This window comes from Agrobacterium sp. 10T429, from assembly GCF_056393925.1.
Window position 1 is genome coordinate 1 of record NZ_JBFTGV010000003.1, and the last position, 11769, is coordinate 11769.

Here is an 11769-nt window from a genome sequence, read left to right on the forward strand (position 1 = left end):
CTCTTCGTCGCCGGCTTCATCGGCTCGCCGCGCATGAACCTGGTGACCGGCGACTACGCCCGGCAAAAGGGTGCGACCACCGCCGGCGTGCGGCCCGAGCACCTGACGCTGTCGAAAGAAACCGGCCTGTGGCAGGGCAAGGTCACGGTCGCCGAACATCTCGGCTCCGACACCTTCCTCCACCTCGACGTCCCCGGCATCGGCCCCATCACCGCCAGAACCGACGGTGAATTCGAATGCAAACACGGCGATACCGTCTTCATCACACCAGATGATGCCAAAATCCACAGGTTCGATGACAAGGGCATCGCGATATGACGCCTTAAGTTCAGGCCTCGTCGATCCTGACACCGTTTCGGTCAAAAACATGAAGCCGTTCCTGCGGGAAACCGACCCGCATGGACTTGCCCGGCTGCAACAGCGCCCGATCAGACGAAAACAGCTTGAAGGGCAATCCATGCACGGTCAGGTGCAGGATGATGCCGAGACCCGTCGGCTCGACGAGATCGACGGTCGCCTCGACAGCACCATCCGCAGGCGAGACGGTGACATGTTCCGGCCGGATACCGAGTGTGACCGGCTCACCATCGGCAAGCTTCACGTCGCGGCCGAGTTCGAGGCGTGTGCCATCGCCGAGCACGACGAAACTACCGCCATTCTCACGCCCGAGCCGTCCTTCCAGAAAATTCATGCCCGGCGAACCGATAAAACCAGCGACGAACAGATTGGCTGGGCGATCGTAGAGATCGAGCGGTGCGCCGATCTGCTGCACATGGCCGGCATTCATCGCGACGATACGGGATGCTAGCGTCATCGCCTCGATCTGGTCATGGGTGACATAAACCGAGGTGGCGCCGAGATCAGCATGCATGCGCTTGATTTCGGCCCGCATCTGCTCGCGAAGCCGTGCATCGAGGTTGGAGAGTGGCTCATCGAACAGAAAAGCCTTAGGCTGGCGCACGATGGCCCTGCCCATGGCGACGCGCTGGCGCTGGCCGCCGGAAAGCGCTTTCGGACGGCGCGCCAGATAGGGATCGAGACCGAGTTTCGCCGAAGCACCGGCCACGGCCGCCGCGATTGTTTCCTTGGTGCTGCGGCGCAGGCGCAGGCTGTAGCTCATATTGTCGGCGACGCTCATATGCGGATAAAGCGCATAGGACTGGAACACCATGGCGATATCCCGGTCCTTCGGCTTGCGGTCGTTGACGCGCTCACCGTCGATGGTCAATTCGCCCGCTGAAATCTCCTCCAGACCGGCAATCATTCGCAGCAGTGTCGATTTTCCGCAGCCGGATGGGCCGACGAGGACGATGAATTCGCCGTCCTCGATCTTCAGATCGACCCCGTGCAGGACCGCAAGGTCGCCATAGGTCTTGCCGACATTCTTCAGCTCGATGGAAGCCATGGGATTATCCTTTCACCGCGCCGGCCGTCAGGCCCTGCACGAGATAACGTTGAATGAGCAGGAAGAAGAGACAGGCCGGAATGAGCGCCAGAACACCCGCCGCCATCATCTGCCCGAAATCGACGGAAAATTTTGAAACGAAGGTCAACAGCCCGACCGGGAATGTGGCGCTCTGGTTGCCCGAAATCAGCATCAGCGCAAACAGCAACTCGCTCCACGCGGCGGTGAAGACGAAGCCCAGCGTCGCAGCGATGCCCGGCAATGTCAGCGGCAGGATGATCTGGCGGAATGCCGTGAAGCGGCTTGCCCCGTCGATCATCGCCGCCTCTTCCAGATCCTTGGGAATACCGTCGAAGAATGACTGCATTAGGAAAGTGGCAAACGGCACGTTGAAGGCGGTGTAGACGATGACGAGACCCGTCAGGCTATTGGTGAGGCCGAGCGGCGACAGCATCTTGAAGATCGGCGCGACCAGCATGACCAGCGGAAACATCTGGGTAATCAGCATCAGCGCCACGATCCAGTATTTGCCCTTGAAGCGGAACCGCGACAGCGCATAACCGGACAGTGACGAGAGCACCGTAACGGCAAGTGCCGTGGAGCCGGCAACGATGACGCTGTTCTTAAAAAATGTCGGGAAGGCACTGTTTTCTATGACATATCGATAATGATCGAGCGCCGCGTGCGACGGCCACATTCGCACGCCTTCGCTATAAAGCAGGTCATTCGGCGTGACCGAGACCTTGAGCAGCCAGAACAGCGGAAACAGCGCAAAGACGATATAGGCGAGGATCGCCAGGCGATGGGCAAGGGTGAGGAATATCCTTGATGTCATCGGTCAGTCCTTCTCGATAAGGCGTTGGCGCAGGAGCACGATGAGCATGGAATAGGCCAGAAGCAGCACCAGAAGTACCAGCGCGATGGCCGAGGCATAACCGAAATCGAGCCGCCGGAAGGCCTGCGTGAAGATGTAGCTCGCAACGATCTGGGTGCGGTCTGCCGGTCCGCCATTGGTCATGACGATGATGAGATCGGCAAAATTGGCGATCCAGACGGTGCGCAGCAAAACGGTGATGGCGATGGTGGGTGCGAGAAATGGGAGGGTGATGGAGGTGAAGCGCTGCAACGGGTTTGCCCCGTCAATGGAAGCGGCCTCGTAAAGATCACGCGGGATCGCCTGAAGTGCGGCAAGCAATGTGATGGCGAAGAAAGGAATGCCCCACCAGACATTGGCGATGATCGGCCCCCACATGGCAAGCTGCGGATCGGCAAGAATATTGTTGGGCGCGGAGAGAAGCCCGAGCGAGACCATCCAGTGCGGCAGCGGTCCTATGACCGGATTGAACAGCCACGCCCAGTTGAGACCGGCAAGAAAGGTTGGCACGGCCCATGGAAGAAACACCAGCGCCTGGGCCAGCCCCCTGCCCGCGAACGGCTTGTCCAGCAGCAGCGCCAAAATGAGACCGAAGAAAAACTGCAGGAATACCGAAGCCCCCGTCCACCACAGCGTATTTTTCAGCGCCCGGTAAAAGGCCGCATCCTGCGACAGTGCCTCCAGATGTTTCAAGCCAACGAAACCGCCGGAAAAAGGATTGAGCAGCTGCACGTCACGAAACGCATAGGACAGGCCGAGCACCAGCGGCACCAGCATGACGGCAACAATGAGCACGAGAACCGGCGCACTATAGAGCCAGGGTTCGGCCCAGTCGGCAAAACGCTGCATTGCCGGCTTGCCGGCGCGGTTGCGCGCGGCCACGGGTCCGGCGCCATGGGCATAGGACATGATTGATCGCTCCTGATCGGACGGCGGGGCGGACAGGTTTTTCTAACGCTTCTGGCCAGCCGGTCCGCACGTTTTGAAATGGGGCCTGCCGTTTGTGACAGCCCGCAAGAACGGCCGCGCGGGTTCAAATCTCGCGCGGCCAACCGTGTGGTTTATTTGGAGGCGAGGAACTTCTGCTGCGCCTTCGTCATATAGTCAGCCCATTGCTTGGCGAGGTCTTCCGGTGAGATATCACCAAGAAGCGCTTCCTGCGATGTCTTGATAACAAGCGAATCCTTGAAGAATGCGAATTCCTCAAGATAGGTCGGCATCTTCGTCGGCACGGCGTTCTTGTCCGCCAGTTCGTCGAACCAGCCCTTGAACTGCTCGCTGGCGTAGAAGGGGTCCTTCTCCGCCGACTTGTGCACCGGCAGCGCACCCGTCTTCTTGTTCCACTCGATATTGCCTTCCGGCCCTTCCAGCGTCTCGACCAGTTTCCAGGAGAGGTCCTTGTTGGCGGATGCCGACATGATCGACCAGCCGGCGAAACCGATGGTCGGGAAGCTCTTGCCCTCAGGTCCCTTCGGCATGGTCATGACGCCGAAATCTTCCGGCTTCATGCGCTGGGCAATGGCGATAAGGGCGTCCGGATCCTGATCGAGGAAGGCGCAGGTGCCGGAATAAAAGCCCGCGACGATCTCGTTGAAGCCCCAGTTGACGCTGTCTTTCGGCGCCAACCCGTTCTTGTAGAGATCGATCACATAGGTCAGGCCCTTCACCCAGCCAGGGCTGTCAAAGGTGGAGGTGCCGTCCTTGGTGAAGAACTCGTTCGATCCCGCCATGGACGCGCCGAACATGACCCAGCCGTTAAGTCCGCCCGGCCCGCCACGCAGGCAATAACCGTATTTGCCGGGAAGTGCTGCGACCTTCTTGGAGGCATCGGCGAATTCGTCGAGCGTCTTCGGCGGCTCCTTCACGCCAGCCTGTTCCAGCAGTTTCTTGTTGTAGAACATGGCCCGGAGATAAAAGCCGTAGGGAAGCATATAGGCCGTGTTCTTCACATCACGGCCGAGTTCCAGCGTGCGTTCACTCAGACCCTTGGTGTATTCCCATTTGGCGAGGTAGGGTTCGAGACTTTCGAGCATGCCGTTATTGGCATAAAGCGAAAGCCAGGTGTCAGGCATTTCCATGACATCAGGCACATCTCCGGCGGAGACCATCGTGGCGAATTTCTGGAAGGCCTCGCTCCAGGGCAGCGAGATGATCTCCACCTTGGTGCCGGGATTGGCAGTTTCGAACTTCGAGACGATGCCCTTCAGCGTTTCCGTCCGTTCGGGACTTGTAATGACCTCGACCAGTTTCAAGGTCGTATCCGCCAGCGCCGTTCCGGTCATCAGGGCGGTAAAGATTGCTGCTGCTACCAGTTTTTTCATGTCGTTCTCCCCTTTTTGTCGTCAGTTTTGAGACGCGTCAGACGGCCGAGGCCGCCTTGATCGCGGGTTCGAGATCGTTCCAGAGCGCTTCTGTGCCCTCCAGTCCGACATGCAGGCGCACGGAACGCGCGCTGATGCCGAACGTGTGGGCGGAGTTTGGCTGCGCCTTCTGTTCAAGCACCACTTCACCCGGGACGATCAGGCTTTCATGCCCACCCCAGGAAACACCCAGTTTGAAAAGTTTGAGGCGGTCGGCAAAAGCGCGCACATCCACCCCTTCCTTGAAAATGAAGGAAAACAGGCCAGACGTACCGTTGAGGCCGGGCGGCAGGCGGTTCGCCAATCCAGGATGGCAAACCTTTTCCACCACATCGAGCGCCTGCAGGCGGCTGGCAATATCCAACGCCGATGCCTGATGCGCCCTCATGCGCAGCGGCAGGGTGCGCAAGCCGCGGATCAGCAACCACGCATCGAAGGGCGACATCTTGCCACCGAGATAGGGATAGGTCTCTGCACGAATGCGGTCGATCATTGCCTTTGAACCGGCAACCACGCCGGAGACCACATCGCTGTGCCCGCCGAGATACTTCGACGCCGAATGCACGACGAGATCGACACCGAGCGAGATCGGCTGCTGGAAGACAGGACTTGCCCAGGAATTATCGATGACGGTGACGGCGCCATGGCGCTTGCCGATCGCGGCGAGCGCACCGACATCATGGGCCTCCATCACCCAGCTGGTCGGGCTTTCCATGTAGAAGAGCTTCGCGCCGGGCATAGCCTTTTCAACCGCCGCCTCGTCGCGGCCGTCGACATAGACCACCTCGACATTCATGCGCTTCATGAAGGTGCCAAACAGGCGAAACGCATCGGGATAGACATGGCGCACCGCGACGATGCGGTCACCCGGCGAAACGAAGGAGAGAACGGTGGAGGAAATGGCCGACATGCCGCTGGCGAAGCCAAGCGCATCTTCCGCGCCCTCAAGCTTTGCCAGCATTTCCTCAAACATCCTGACGGTCGGGTTGAGCCCTCGCGTATAGACCGGCCGCACCTTTTCGCCGCGATAGGTGGAAACCATTTCGTCGTAGCTGGAAAAGGTGAAAAGCGAAGTCTGCACAAGCGGCGGGACCACAGCTTCGAAAGCGTGGGTCTCGTCATGGGCGACGATCAGAGAGGCGGGATCGAAGAGATCGTTGCCTTGGTTCATTTCGACATGTCCTTGATATCCTCCTCGACGACAGCGAGGATTTTCAGTGTTTCTTCACGGGCGGTCTCCGCATCGCCGGCGGCGATGGCGTTGAACAGCGTGCGGTGAAAAGGGAAGGAGCGGCTTGCAAAGTCCGGCCGGTCGAAAGGCTTCAGCCAGAAACGTTCGAAACCTTCGCGCATCTGCTCGAGCAGCTGCTTGAACAGCGAATTATGCGTGGCGTCATAGATGGAGAGGTGGAAGGCAAGGTCGGCCTTGCCGGACGTGCCTTCAGCCAGATGCACCCGCTCCATCTCATCGAGCCGCGCTTCCATCGTGGCGATATCCTCCACCGTGCGCCGGCGCGCCGCAGCCATCGAGGCCTCAACCTCGATGCCACGCCGGACTTCCAACGTCATCAACAACGCATCGCGCAGGCTTTCGGCATCGATGGAGATAGGCATATGCACGGTTGCGGCGGAAATCGGCTTAAGCAGATAATTGCCGCTGCCCTTGCGGCTGTCGATAACGCCCAGCGCCTGAAACTTACGGATGACCTCGCGAATGGTGGAACGGCCGACACCCAGCGCCACCATCAGCTCTCGCTCGGCCGGCAACCGATCTCCAGCCTTCAGTCCCGCCCTCTCGACGTAATCGGAGAGTGCCGCCTCGACCTGGCGCACACGGTCGCTGGGTGGAATAGGCTGCATTAGTTCGCGGCTGGATCTATCCAAGAGTTACCCTTTGAATTGGTCTGACATCTTACCATTTCAAACGGTTGATCGATTGTCAACGGGGAACGCAAGCAGCCTAAACAGGGAGATCACATCCCTGTTGAACCGCGTATTCCGGGAAAAATAGAAGGAAATTAGAGATTTGGGCGTTGGTAACGCTGGAGAAGGCTTACCGGCTGGGCAAAATTTGCGAGACGGCACAATCGACCGTGGGGCCTAGGACAGAAGGAAAAAACTTCTCCTCCGTCGCGCTCGGGCCTATCGCGAGCATCTGCCAGCTATTGATTTTACGATACGTGACTGGATCCCCGGAACGGGCCCGAGGATGACATCGAGTGTGGGGATACGTTAGTCAGGTGTCTGAGGGTGGCTGGTGCCACCCTCGCCCGTTTTGTCTTCTTACTGGCTAAGCACGGCCGCCTTGATGGTATCGATGTTGTGGTTGACCATATCGATATAGGTTGCGGCCGGGCCGTCGGCTGTCGAGAGCGCGTCGGAATAAAGCGTTCCGCCAACTTTCAGGCCGGTTTCCTTGGCAATCTGGTCCATCAACCGCTTGTCGGTGATGTTTTCGACGAAGATCGCCGAGGCGTTGTCGTGCTTGATCTGATCCACCAGCTTGGCGACGTCGGCGGCAGACGCTTCGGAATCCGTCGAGATACCTTCCGGCGCCAGGAATTCGAGACCATAGGCATGCTCGAAATAACCGAAGGCATCATGTGAGGTGATGATGTTGCGTTTTTCCGGCGGAATGGCGGCGATCTCGGTCTTCACCTTCTCGTTCAAAGCCGCGAGCTTGGCGATATAGGCCTGTGAATTGGCGGTGTAAGTTGCGCAACCGGCCTTGTCGACCTCGCAAAATGCGCCGGCGATGTTCTTCACGTATATTTCCGCATTCTTGATTGACTGCCAGGCATGCGGATCGAATTCACCGTGATTGTGTCCCTCATGGTCATGCGCTTCCTCTGCCTTGTGGTCGTGACCCGCCTCTTCCTCGGCTTCCGGATGTGCGTGACCGGCTGGCTCGTCGGAAATCCTGAGGGGTTTCACGCCCTTGGTCAGTTCCACCACCGGCGCCTTTGTGCCGCTGGTATCGATCAGCCGCTTCAGGAAGCCTTCGAATGCAAGGCCGTTCACCAGCACAACATCCGCCTTGCTGACAGCAACGGCGTCGGCCGGGCGCGGCTCGTAGACATGCGCGTCGCCGTCAGGTCCGACGATCGTGGTGATTTCGACGCGGTTGCCGCCGACATTCTTCGCGAAGTCGGCAATGATCGAGAAGCTGGCCACGACCTTGAGTTCAGCCGCAGAAGCCTGCGCCATCAGGACCGGGGAAAGGGAGAGAAGGCTTACGCAGGTAGCAAGACGTAGGGTTTGGAACATGAAGGGTTCTCCTTTTTTCAAACGCTGTTTTCAGGCCGTTCTGTGACGACCGGAACCGAGAAGATCGCGAAGCACACCGCGTGTGCCGACGACGATGGACAGGACATAGATGACGCCTGCGGACAGGATGATCGCCGGACCTGATGGCAACGACGCGTGATAGGACAGAAGCAGGCCTGCAAAACACGAGACCATGCCGATGCCGATCGAGATGAAGCACATTGGCGCGACGCGATTGGACCAGAAGCGGCTGGCGGCAGCGGGCAGCATCATCAGGCCAACCGAAAGCAGGGTTCCGAGCGCCTGAAACCCGCCGACCAGATTGAGGACGACGATGGCGAGGAAGAGGAAGTGCACGGGGCTCCCCCAGTTGCTGACCGAGCGCAGAAACAGGGGATCGAGGCATTCCGCCAGCAGCGCGCGCCAGAAAACCATCATCACCGTCAGCGTTACGACGCAGATACCGCCGATGAGGCCGAGCGCTTCATTGTTCAGTGCCAGCACCGTGCCGAAAAGCACATGCATGAGATCGACACTGGAGCCGCGCCAGGAGACGAGCAGCACGCCGAGCGCCAGAGAAATGAGGTAAAAGGCTGCAAGCGAGGCGTCCTCCTTCTGGATGGTGAAGCGCGAAACCGCACCGGCACCCAGTGCCACCAGAAGACCGACGACCAGCCCGCCGATGGTCATCGGCAAAATCTCCAACCCGTAAAACAGAAAGCCCACCGCCGCCCCCGGCAAAATGGCGTGCGACATGGCATCACCCGTCAGGCTCATGCGGCGCAGCATCAGAAACACCCCGACCGGCCCGCAACTGACAGCAAGGATCAAGGCACCGGCAAGCGCACGCTGCATGAAGACATACTGGATGAATGGCTCGATGAAGAAATCAGACATGGATATGCGAATGCGCCTGCGGGTGTTTGGGGAAATCCTGCGGCTTTTCCGCCAGGTCGGCGTTCACCGTCGCTGCTGCGGGTTCGCACCATGGGGCGTCGCCGTCCCATGCCTCGTGAAACCGTCGTGCCTGCTGCATCATTTCGGGCCTTAGAACCTCCCGTGTCGGGCCAAAGCCCACCAACCGTCTGGCAAGCAGAAGTGTTTGTGGAAAATGCTGACGCACCAGCTCGTAGTCATGAAGAACGGCCAGAACCGTGCGCCCCTCGGCAACCCATGCTTTGATCAGCACCATGAGGTCGGCGACGGTGCGCTCATCGACAGCGTTGAAGGGCTCATCCAGCAAAATCAGTTGCGCATCCTGCAACATGGCGCGGGCAAAAAGGGCGCGTTGCATCTGGCCGCCGGAGAGTGAATCGATATTGCGTTTTTCAAAGCCAGAAAGTCCGACCGCTTCCAGCACATGGGCCATGGCCGCCCGGTCCGACTGGCGATGGCGAGCGAGCAGGCCGCGTTTGGGCCAGAGACCAAGCGCGACCAGATCGCGCACCTGTGCCGGAAAGGAACGGTCGAGTTCAGACTGCTGCGGTAGATAGGCGACGGAAACGCCTGGAGTAACCCGGCATTCACCGCCAAGTGGCTTCAAAATGCCGGCGACGCCCTTCATCAGCGTCGATTTTCCCGACCCATTGGCGCCGATCACCGCCGTGAGCGACCCTTTGGCAATATCGCCATCCAGATGATGCACCGCCGCGCGGCCGGCATATCCGAGTGTCAGATTTTTAAAGGCAAGGCACGGATCGTTCATCGATCCCTCCGGGGCATGATGTCATTTGATGACCCCCTCATATGTAATGTTATTACATTCGTCAAACGAATATGTAATGAAATAACATTAACTATCGGAAAGGTAGGTTCCATCTCACATTGGACGAAACCTCCAGGATCACCTCGGGGGTATGGTCGTGCCAGGTTCTGGATTCCCGGGACAAGCCGAAGGAAGCATCCGGCAAGCAATTTTTCTAAAGCCAGTTGACACGCTGCGCTTATGTAATGTTATTACGTTACAAGCAACAAGCGATGTGACCACTAGCCCCGTCGTTCTCTACCGCAAGTCGTGACGACGATGACTCCCACGCTACCACCGCTAATAAAACGAGGCCCGCATGTCGAAAAAACTTCCCGTCACTGTCCTCTCCGGCTTTCTTGGTGCCGGAAAAACAACGCTTCTCAACCATATTCTCGCCAACCGCGACGGTCTGCGGGTCGCGTTGATCGTTAACGACATGAGCGAGATCAATATCGATGCGGCACTTGTGCGAGATGGCGGCGCCAATCTTTCGCGCACCGAGGAACAGCTTGTGGAAATGACCAATGGCTGCATCTGTTGCACGCTGCGCGACGACCTTCTGAATGAGGTACGCGCGCTCGCCGAGCAGGGCCGGTTTGATTATCTGCTGATCGAATCCACCGGCATTGCCGAGCCGCTGCCAGTGGCCGCCACTTTCGATTTTCGCGATGAAAACGGTCGCAGCCTTTCCGATGTCGCGCATCTGGACACGATGGTGACGGTGGTGGATGCCGCCAATCTTCTCAACGACTACGGTTCCTCTGACTTTCTTGCCGACCGTGGTGAGACGGCGGGCGAAGGGGACAACCGAACCATCGTAGACCTCCTGGTCGAGCAGATCGAATTTGCCGATGTCGTCGTCCTCAACAAGATCGGCACTGCCACGCCGGATGAGCGGGACGCCGCCCGCAAGATCATCGTCGGGCTGAACCCGGATGCGAAACTCATTGAGGCCGATTTCGGCAAGGTGGAACTGAAGGAGGTGCTGGGCACCGGCCGCTTCGATTTCGCCAAGGCCGAAGAACACCCGCTGTGGTTCAAGGAGTTGCACGGTTTCAAGGACCACATTCCCGAGACCGAGGAATATGGCATCCGCTCCTTCGTTTACCGCGCCAGGAAGCCTTTCGATCCCGTGCTGTTCCAACGTTTTATCGACCGCGCCTGGCCCGGTGTGGTGCGCGCCAAAGGCTTCTTCTGGCTGGCCACGCGGCCAGCTTATGTCGGGGAGATAAGCCAGGCCGGCGCACTGGTGCGCACCGGCAAGATGGGCCTTTGGTGGTCCGCCGTGCCGAGCGAGCAATGGCCGCGCGAGCAGCAGTTCCTCGACATGATGAAGCCCTATCTCGACCCGGTCTTTGGCGACCGCCGGCAGGAAATCGTCTTCATCGGTTCCGATCCCATGAGCGAAGCGCGCATCCGCGCGCAGCTCGATGCGTGCCTGATCGACACAGATGCCTTCACCCCGGACGCATGGCGACACCTGCCCGACCCCTTCGCCAGCTGGGACCGGCAGGCGGCTTGATTGGTTCTCAACTCCGACCTTTTTGACGAGTGGATGCCTCTTTCGCCTTCTCCCCGTCGGGGAGAAGGTATCGGCAACGCAATTCAAAGAAAATTCAGCGTCACCAGCGTCAGCACGAGATAACGCCCAACCTTGGCAATGGTAACAAGCAGAAGAAAAACCGGCAGCGGCTCCTTCATGATGCCGGCCGCAACCGTCAGCGGATCGCCGATCAGCGGCGCCCAGCTGAGCAGCAGCGACCACTTGCCGTAACGCCTGTACCAGTTCTGGGCACGTTGCAGCGCGGCTTCCCCCACAGGAAACCACCGCCGATGCCGGAAGCGTTCGATGCCACGGCCGAGCAGCCAGTTGGCGAGGGATCCGGCGACATTGCCGGCACTGGCAACAGTAACCAACAGCCAGACCGGCTGGGACTTCAAAATAATCAGGCCGGCAAGTGCGGCCTCCGACTGCATGGGCAGGATGGTTGCCGCGACAAAAGCCGTCAGAAACAAACCCGCATATACCGCCAGATCGGCCATTCCGTACCCTTCACATTTAGCGAATCCCGCTGCTCCTGAAGTGCCGGATGACGGCACCTGTCGTCAAGCGCCA

12 protein-coding genes are annotated in these 11769 nt (G+C 59.1%); 2 read left to right on the forward strand and 10 right to left on the reverse strand.

Annotation, left to right across the window (positions count from 1 at the left end):
- A partial coding sequence (locus tag AC1DCP_RS09415; RefSeq protein WP_476774236.1) for a TOBE domain-containing protein occupies positions 1 to 318 on the forward strand: 318 nt, incomplete at its 5' end.
- Between the two features lie 10 nt (positions 319 to 328).
- Here AC1DCP_RS09415 and AC1DCP_RS09420 read toward each other — a convergent pair.
- The 9 genes from AC1DCP_RS09420 to aztA form a co-directional block, all read right to left on the reverse strand.
- Positions 329 to 1405 carry an ABC transporter ATP-binding protein gene (locus AC1DCP_RS09420; RefSeq protein ID WP_025595914.1) on the reverse strand — a complete coding sequence of 359 codons (1077 nt, stop codon included), beginning with the start codon at positions 1403 to 1405 and terminating at the stop codon, positions 329 to 331.
- Positions 1406 to 1409: 4 nt separating this feature from the next.
- A complete protein-coding gene (locus tag AC1DCP_RS09425) occupies positions 1410 to 2240 on the reverse strand; it encodes a carbohydrate ABC transporter permease (protein ID WP_476774237.1) in 831 nt (276 codons plus the stop codon).
- 3 nt (positions 2241 to 2243) lie between these two features.
- The gene (locus AC1DCP_RS09430) at positions 2244 to 3188 is read right to left on the reverse strand and encodes a carbohydrate ABC transporter permease (RefSeq protein ID WP_003510618.1); all 945 of its coding nucleotides are present in this window, start codon (positions 3186 to 3188) and stop codon (positions 2244 to 2246) included.
- Between the two features lie 152 nt (positions 3189 to 3340).
- Entirely contained in the window at positions 3341 to 4600 is a 1260-nt protein-coding gene (locus tag AC1DCP_RS09435) for an ABC transporter substrate-binding protein (RefSeq protein WP_476774238.1), read from the reverse strand.
- A gap of 37 nt (positions 4601 to 4637) precedes the next feature.
- Positions 4638 to 5810: a PLP-dependent transferase gene (locus AC1DCP_RS09440; RefSeq protein ID WP_003510623.1), complete on the reverse strand. Its 1173-nt coding sequence runs from the start codon at positions 5808 to 5810 to the stop codon at positions 4638 to 4640.
- The gene (locus tag AC1DCP_RS09445; RefSeq protein ID WP_003510624.1) at positions 5807 to 6499 is read right to left on the reverse strand and encodes a FadR/GntR family transcriptional regulator; all 693 of its coding nucleotides are present in this window, start codon (positions 6497 to 6499) and stop codon (positions 5807 to 5809) included. The genes AC1DCP_RS09440 and AC1DCP_RS09445 overlap by 4 nt, the downstream gene beginning before the upstream one ends.
- Before the next feature lie 423 nt (positions 6500 to 6922).
- On the reverse strand, positions 6923 to 7906 hold the full coding sequence (gene aztC, locus AC1DCP_RS09450) for a zinc ABC transporter substrate-binding protein AztC (RefSeq protein WP_065661668.1): 984 nt from the start codon (positions 7904 to 7906) through the stop codon (positions 6923 to 6925).
- Between the two features lie 30 nt (positions 7907 to 7936).
- Positions 7937 to 8803, reverse strand: coding sequence for a zinc ABC transporter permease AztB (gene aztB, locus AC1DCP_RS09455; RefSeq protein WP_003510628.1), 867 nt, complete (start codon positions 8801 to 8803; stop codon positions 7937 to 7939).
- The gene (aztA, locus tag AC1DCP_RS09460) at positions 8796 to 9611 is read right to left on the reverse strand and encodes a zinc ABC transporter ATP-binding protein AztA (RefSeq protein ID WP_076845920.1); all 816 of its coding nucleotides are present in this window, start codon (positions 9609 to 9611) and stop codon (positions 8796 to 8798) included. Before aztA ends, aztB begins: the two co-directional genes overlap by 8 nt.
- Before the next feature lie 358 nt (positions 9612 to 9969).
- Here aztA and zigA point away from each other — a divergent pair, with 358 nt between their 5' ends.
- The gene (gene zigA, locus AC1DCP_RS09465; RefSeq protein ID WP_003510636.1) at positions 9970 to 11175 is read left to right on the forward strand and encodes a zinc metallochaperone GTPase ZigA; all 1206 of its coding nucleotides are present in this window, start codon (positions 9970 to 9972) and stop codon (positions 11173 to 11175) included.
- An 83-nt stretch (positions 11176 to 11258) separates the two neighbouring features.
- Here zigA and AC1DCP_RS09470 read toward each other — a convergent pair whose 3' ends face one another.
- The gene (locus AC1DCP_RS09470) at positions 11259 to 11696 is read right to left on the reverse strand and encodes a YqaA family protein (RefSeq protein WP_076845918.1); all 438 of its coding nucleotides are present in this window, start codon (positions 11694 to 11696) and stop codon (positions 11259 to 11261) included.
- Positions 11697 to 11769: the final 73 nt, after the last annotated feature.

What these genes read in the sequence shown, in the direction of transcription:
- AC1DCP_RS09420 (WP_025595914.1), bottom strand. Translation starts at nt 1,405, where the DNA reads ATGGCTTCCATCGAGCTGAAGAATGTCGGCAAGACCTATGGCGACCTT.
- AC1DCP_RS09425 (WP_476774237.1), bottom strand. Translation starts at nt 2,240, where the DNA reads ATGACATCAAGGATATTCCTCACCCTTGCCCATCGCCTGGCGATCCTC.
- AC1DCP_RS09430 (WP_003510618.1), bottom strand. Translation starts at nt 3,188, where the DNA reads ATGTCCTATGCCCATGGCGCCGGACCCGTGGCCGCGCGCAACCGCGCC.
- AC1DCP_RS09435 (WP_476774238.1), bottom strand. Translation starts at nt 4,600, where the DNA reads ATGAAAAAACTGGTAGCAGCAGCAATCTTTACCGCCCTGATGACCGGA.
- AC1DCP_RS09440 (WP_003510623.1), bottom strand. Translation starts at nt 5,810, where the DNA reads ATGAACCAAGGCAACGATCTCTTCGATCCCGCCTCTCTGATCGTCGCC.
- AC1DCP_RS09445 (WP_003510624.1), bottom strand. Translation starts at nt 6,499, where the DNA reads ATGCAGCCTATTCCACCCAGCGACCGTGTGCGCCAGGTCGAGGCGGCA.
- aztC (WP_065661668.1), bottom strand. Translation starts at nt 7,906, where the DNA reads ATGTTCCAAACCCTACGTCTTGCTACCTGCGTAAGCCTTCTCTCCCTT.
- aztB (WP_003510628.1), bottom strand. Translation starts at nt 8,803, where the DNA reads ATGTCTGATTTCTTCATCGAGCCATTCATCCAGTATGTCTTCATGCAG.
- aztA (WP_076845920.1), bottom strand. Translation starts at nt 9,611, where the DNA reads ATGAACGATCCGTGCCTTGCCTTTAAAAATCTGACACTCGGATATGCC.
- zigA (WP_003510636.1), top strand. Translation starts at nt 9,970, where the DNA reads ATGTCGAAAAAACTTCCCGTCACTGTCCTCTCCGGCTTTCTTGGTGCC.
- AC1DCP_RS09470 (WP_076845918.1), bottom strand. Translation starts at nt 11,696, where the DNA reads ATGGCCGATCTGGCGGTATATGCGGGTTTGTTTCTGACGGCTTTTGTC.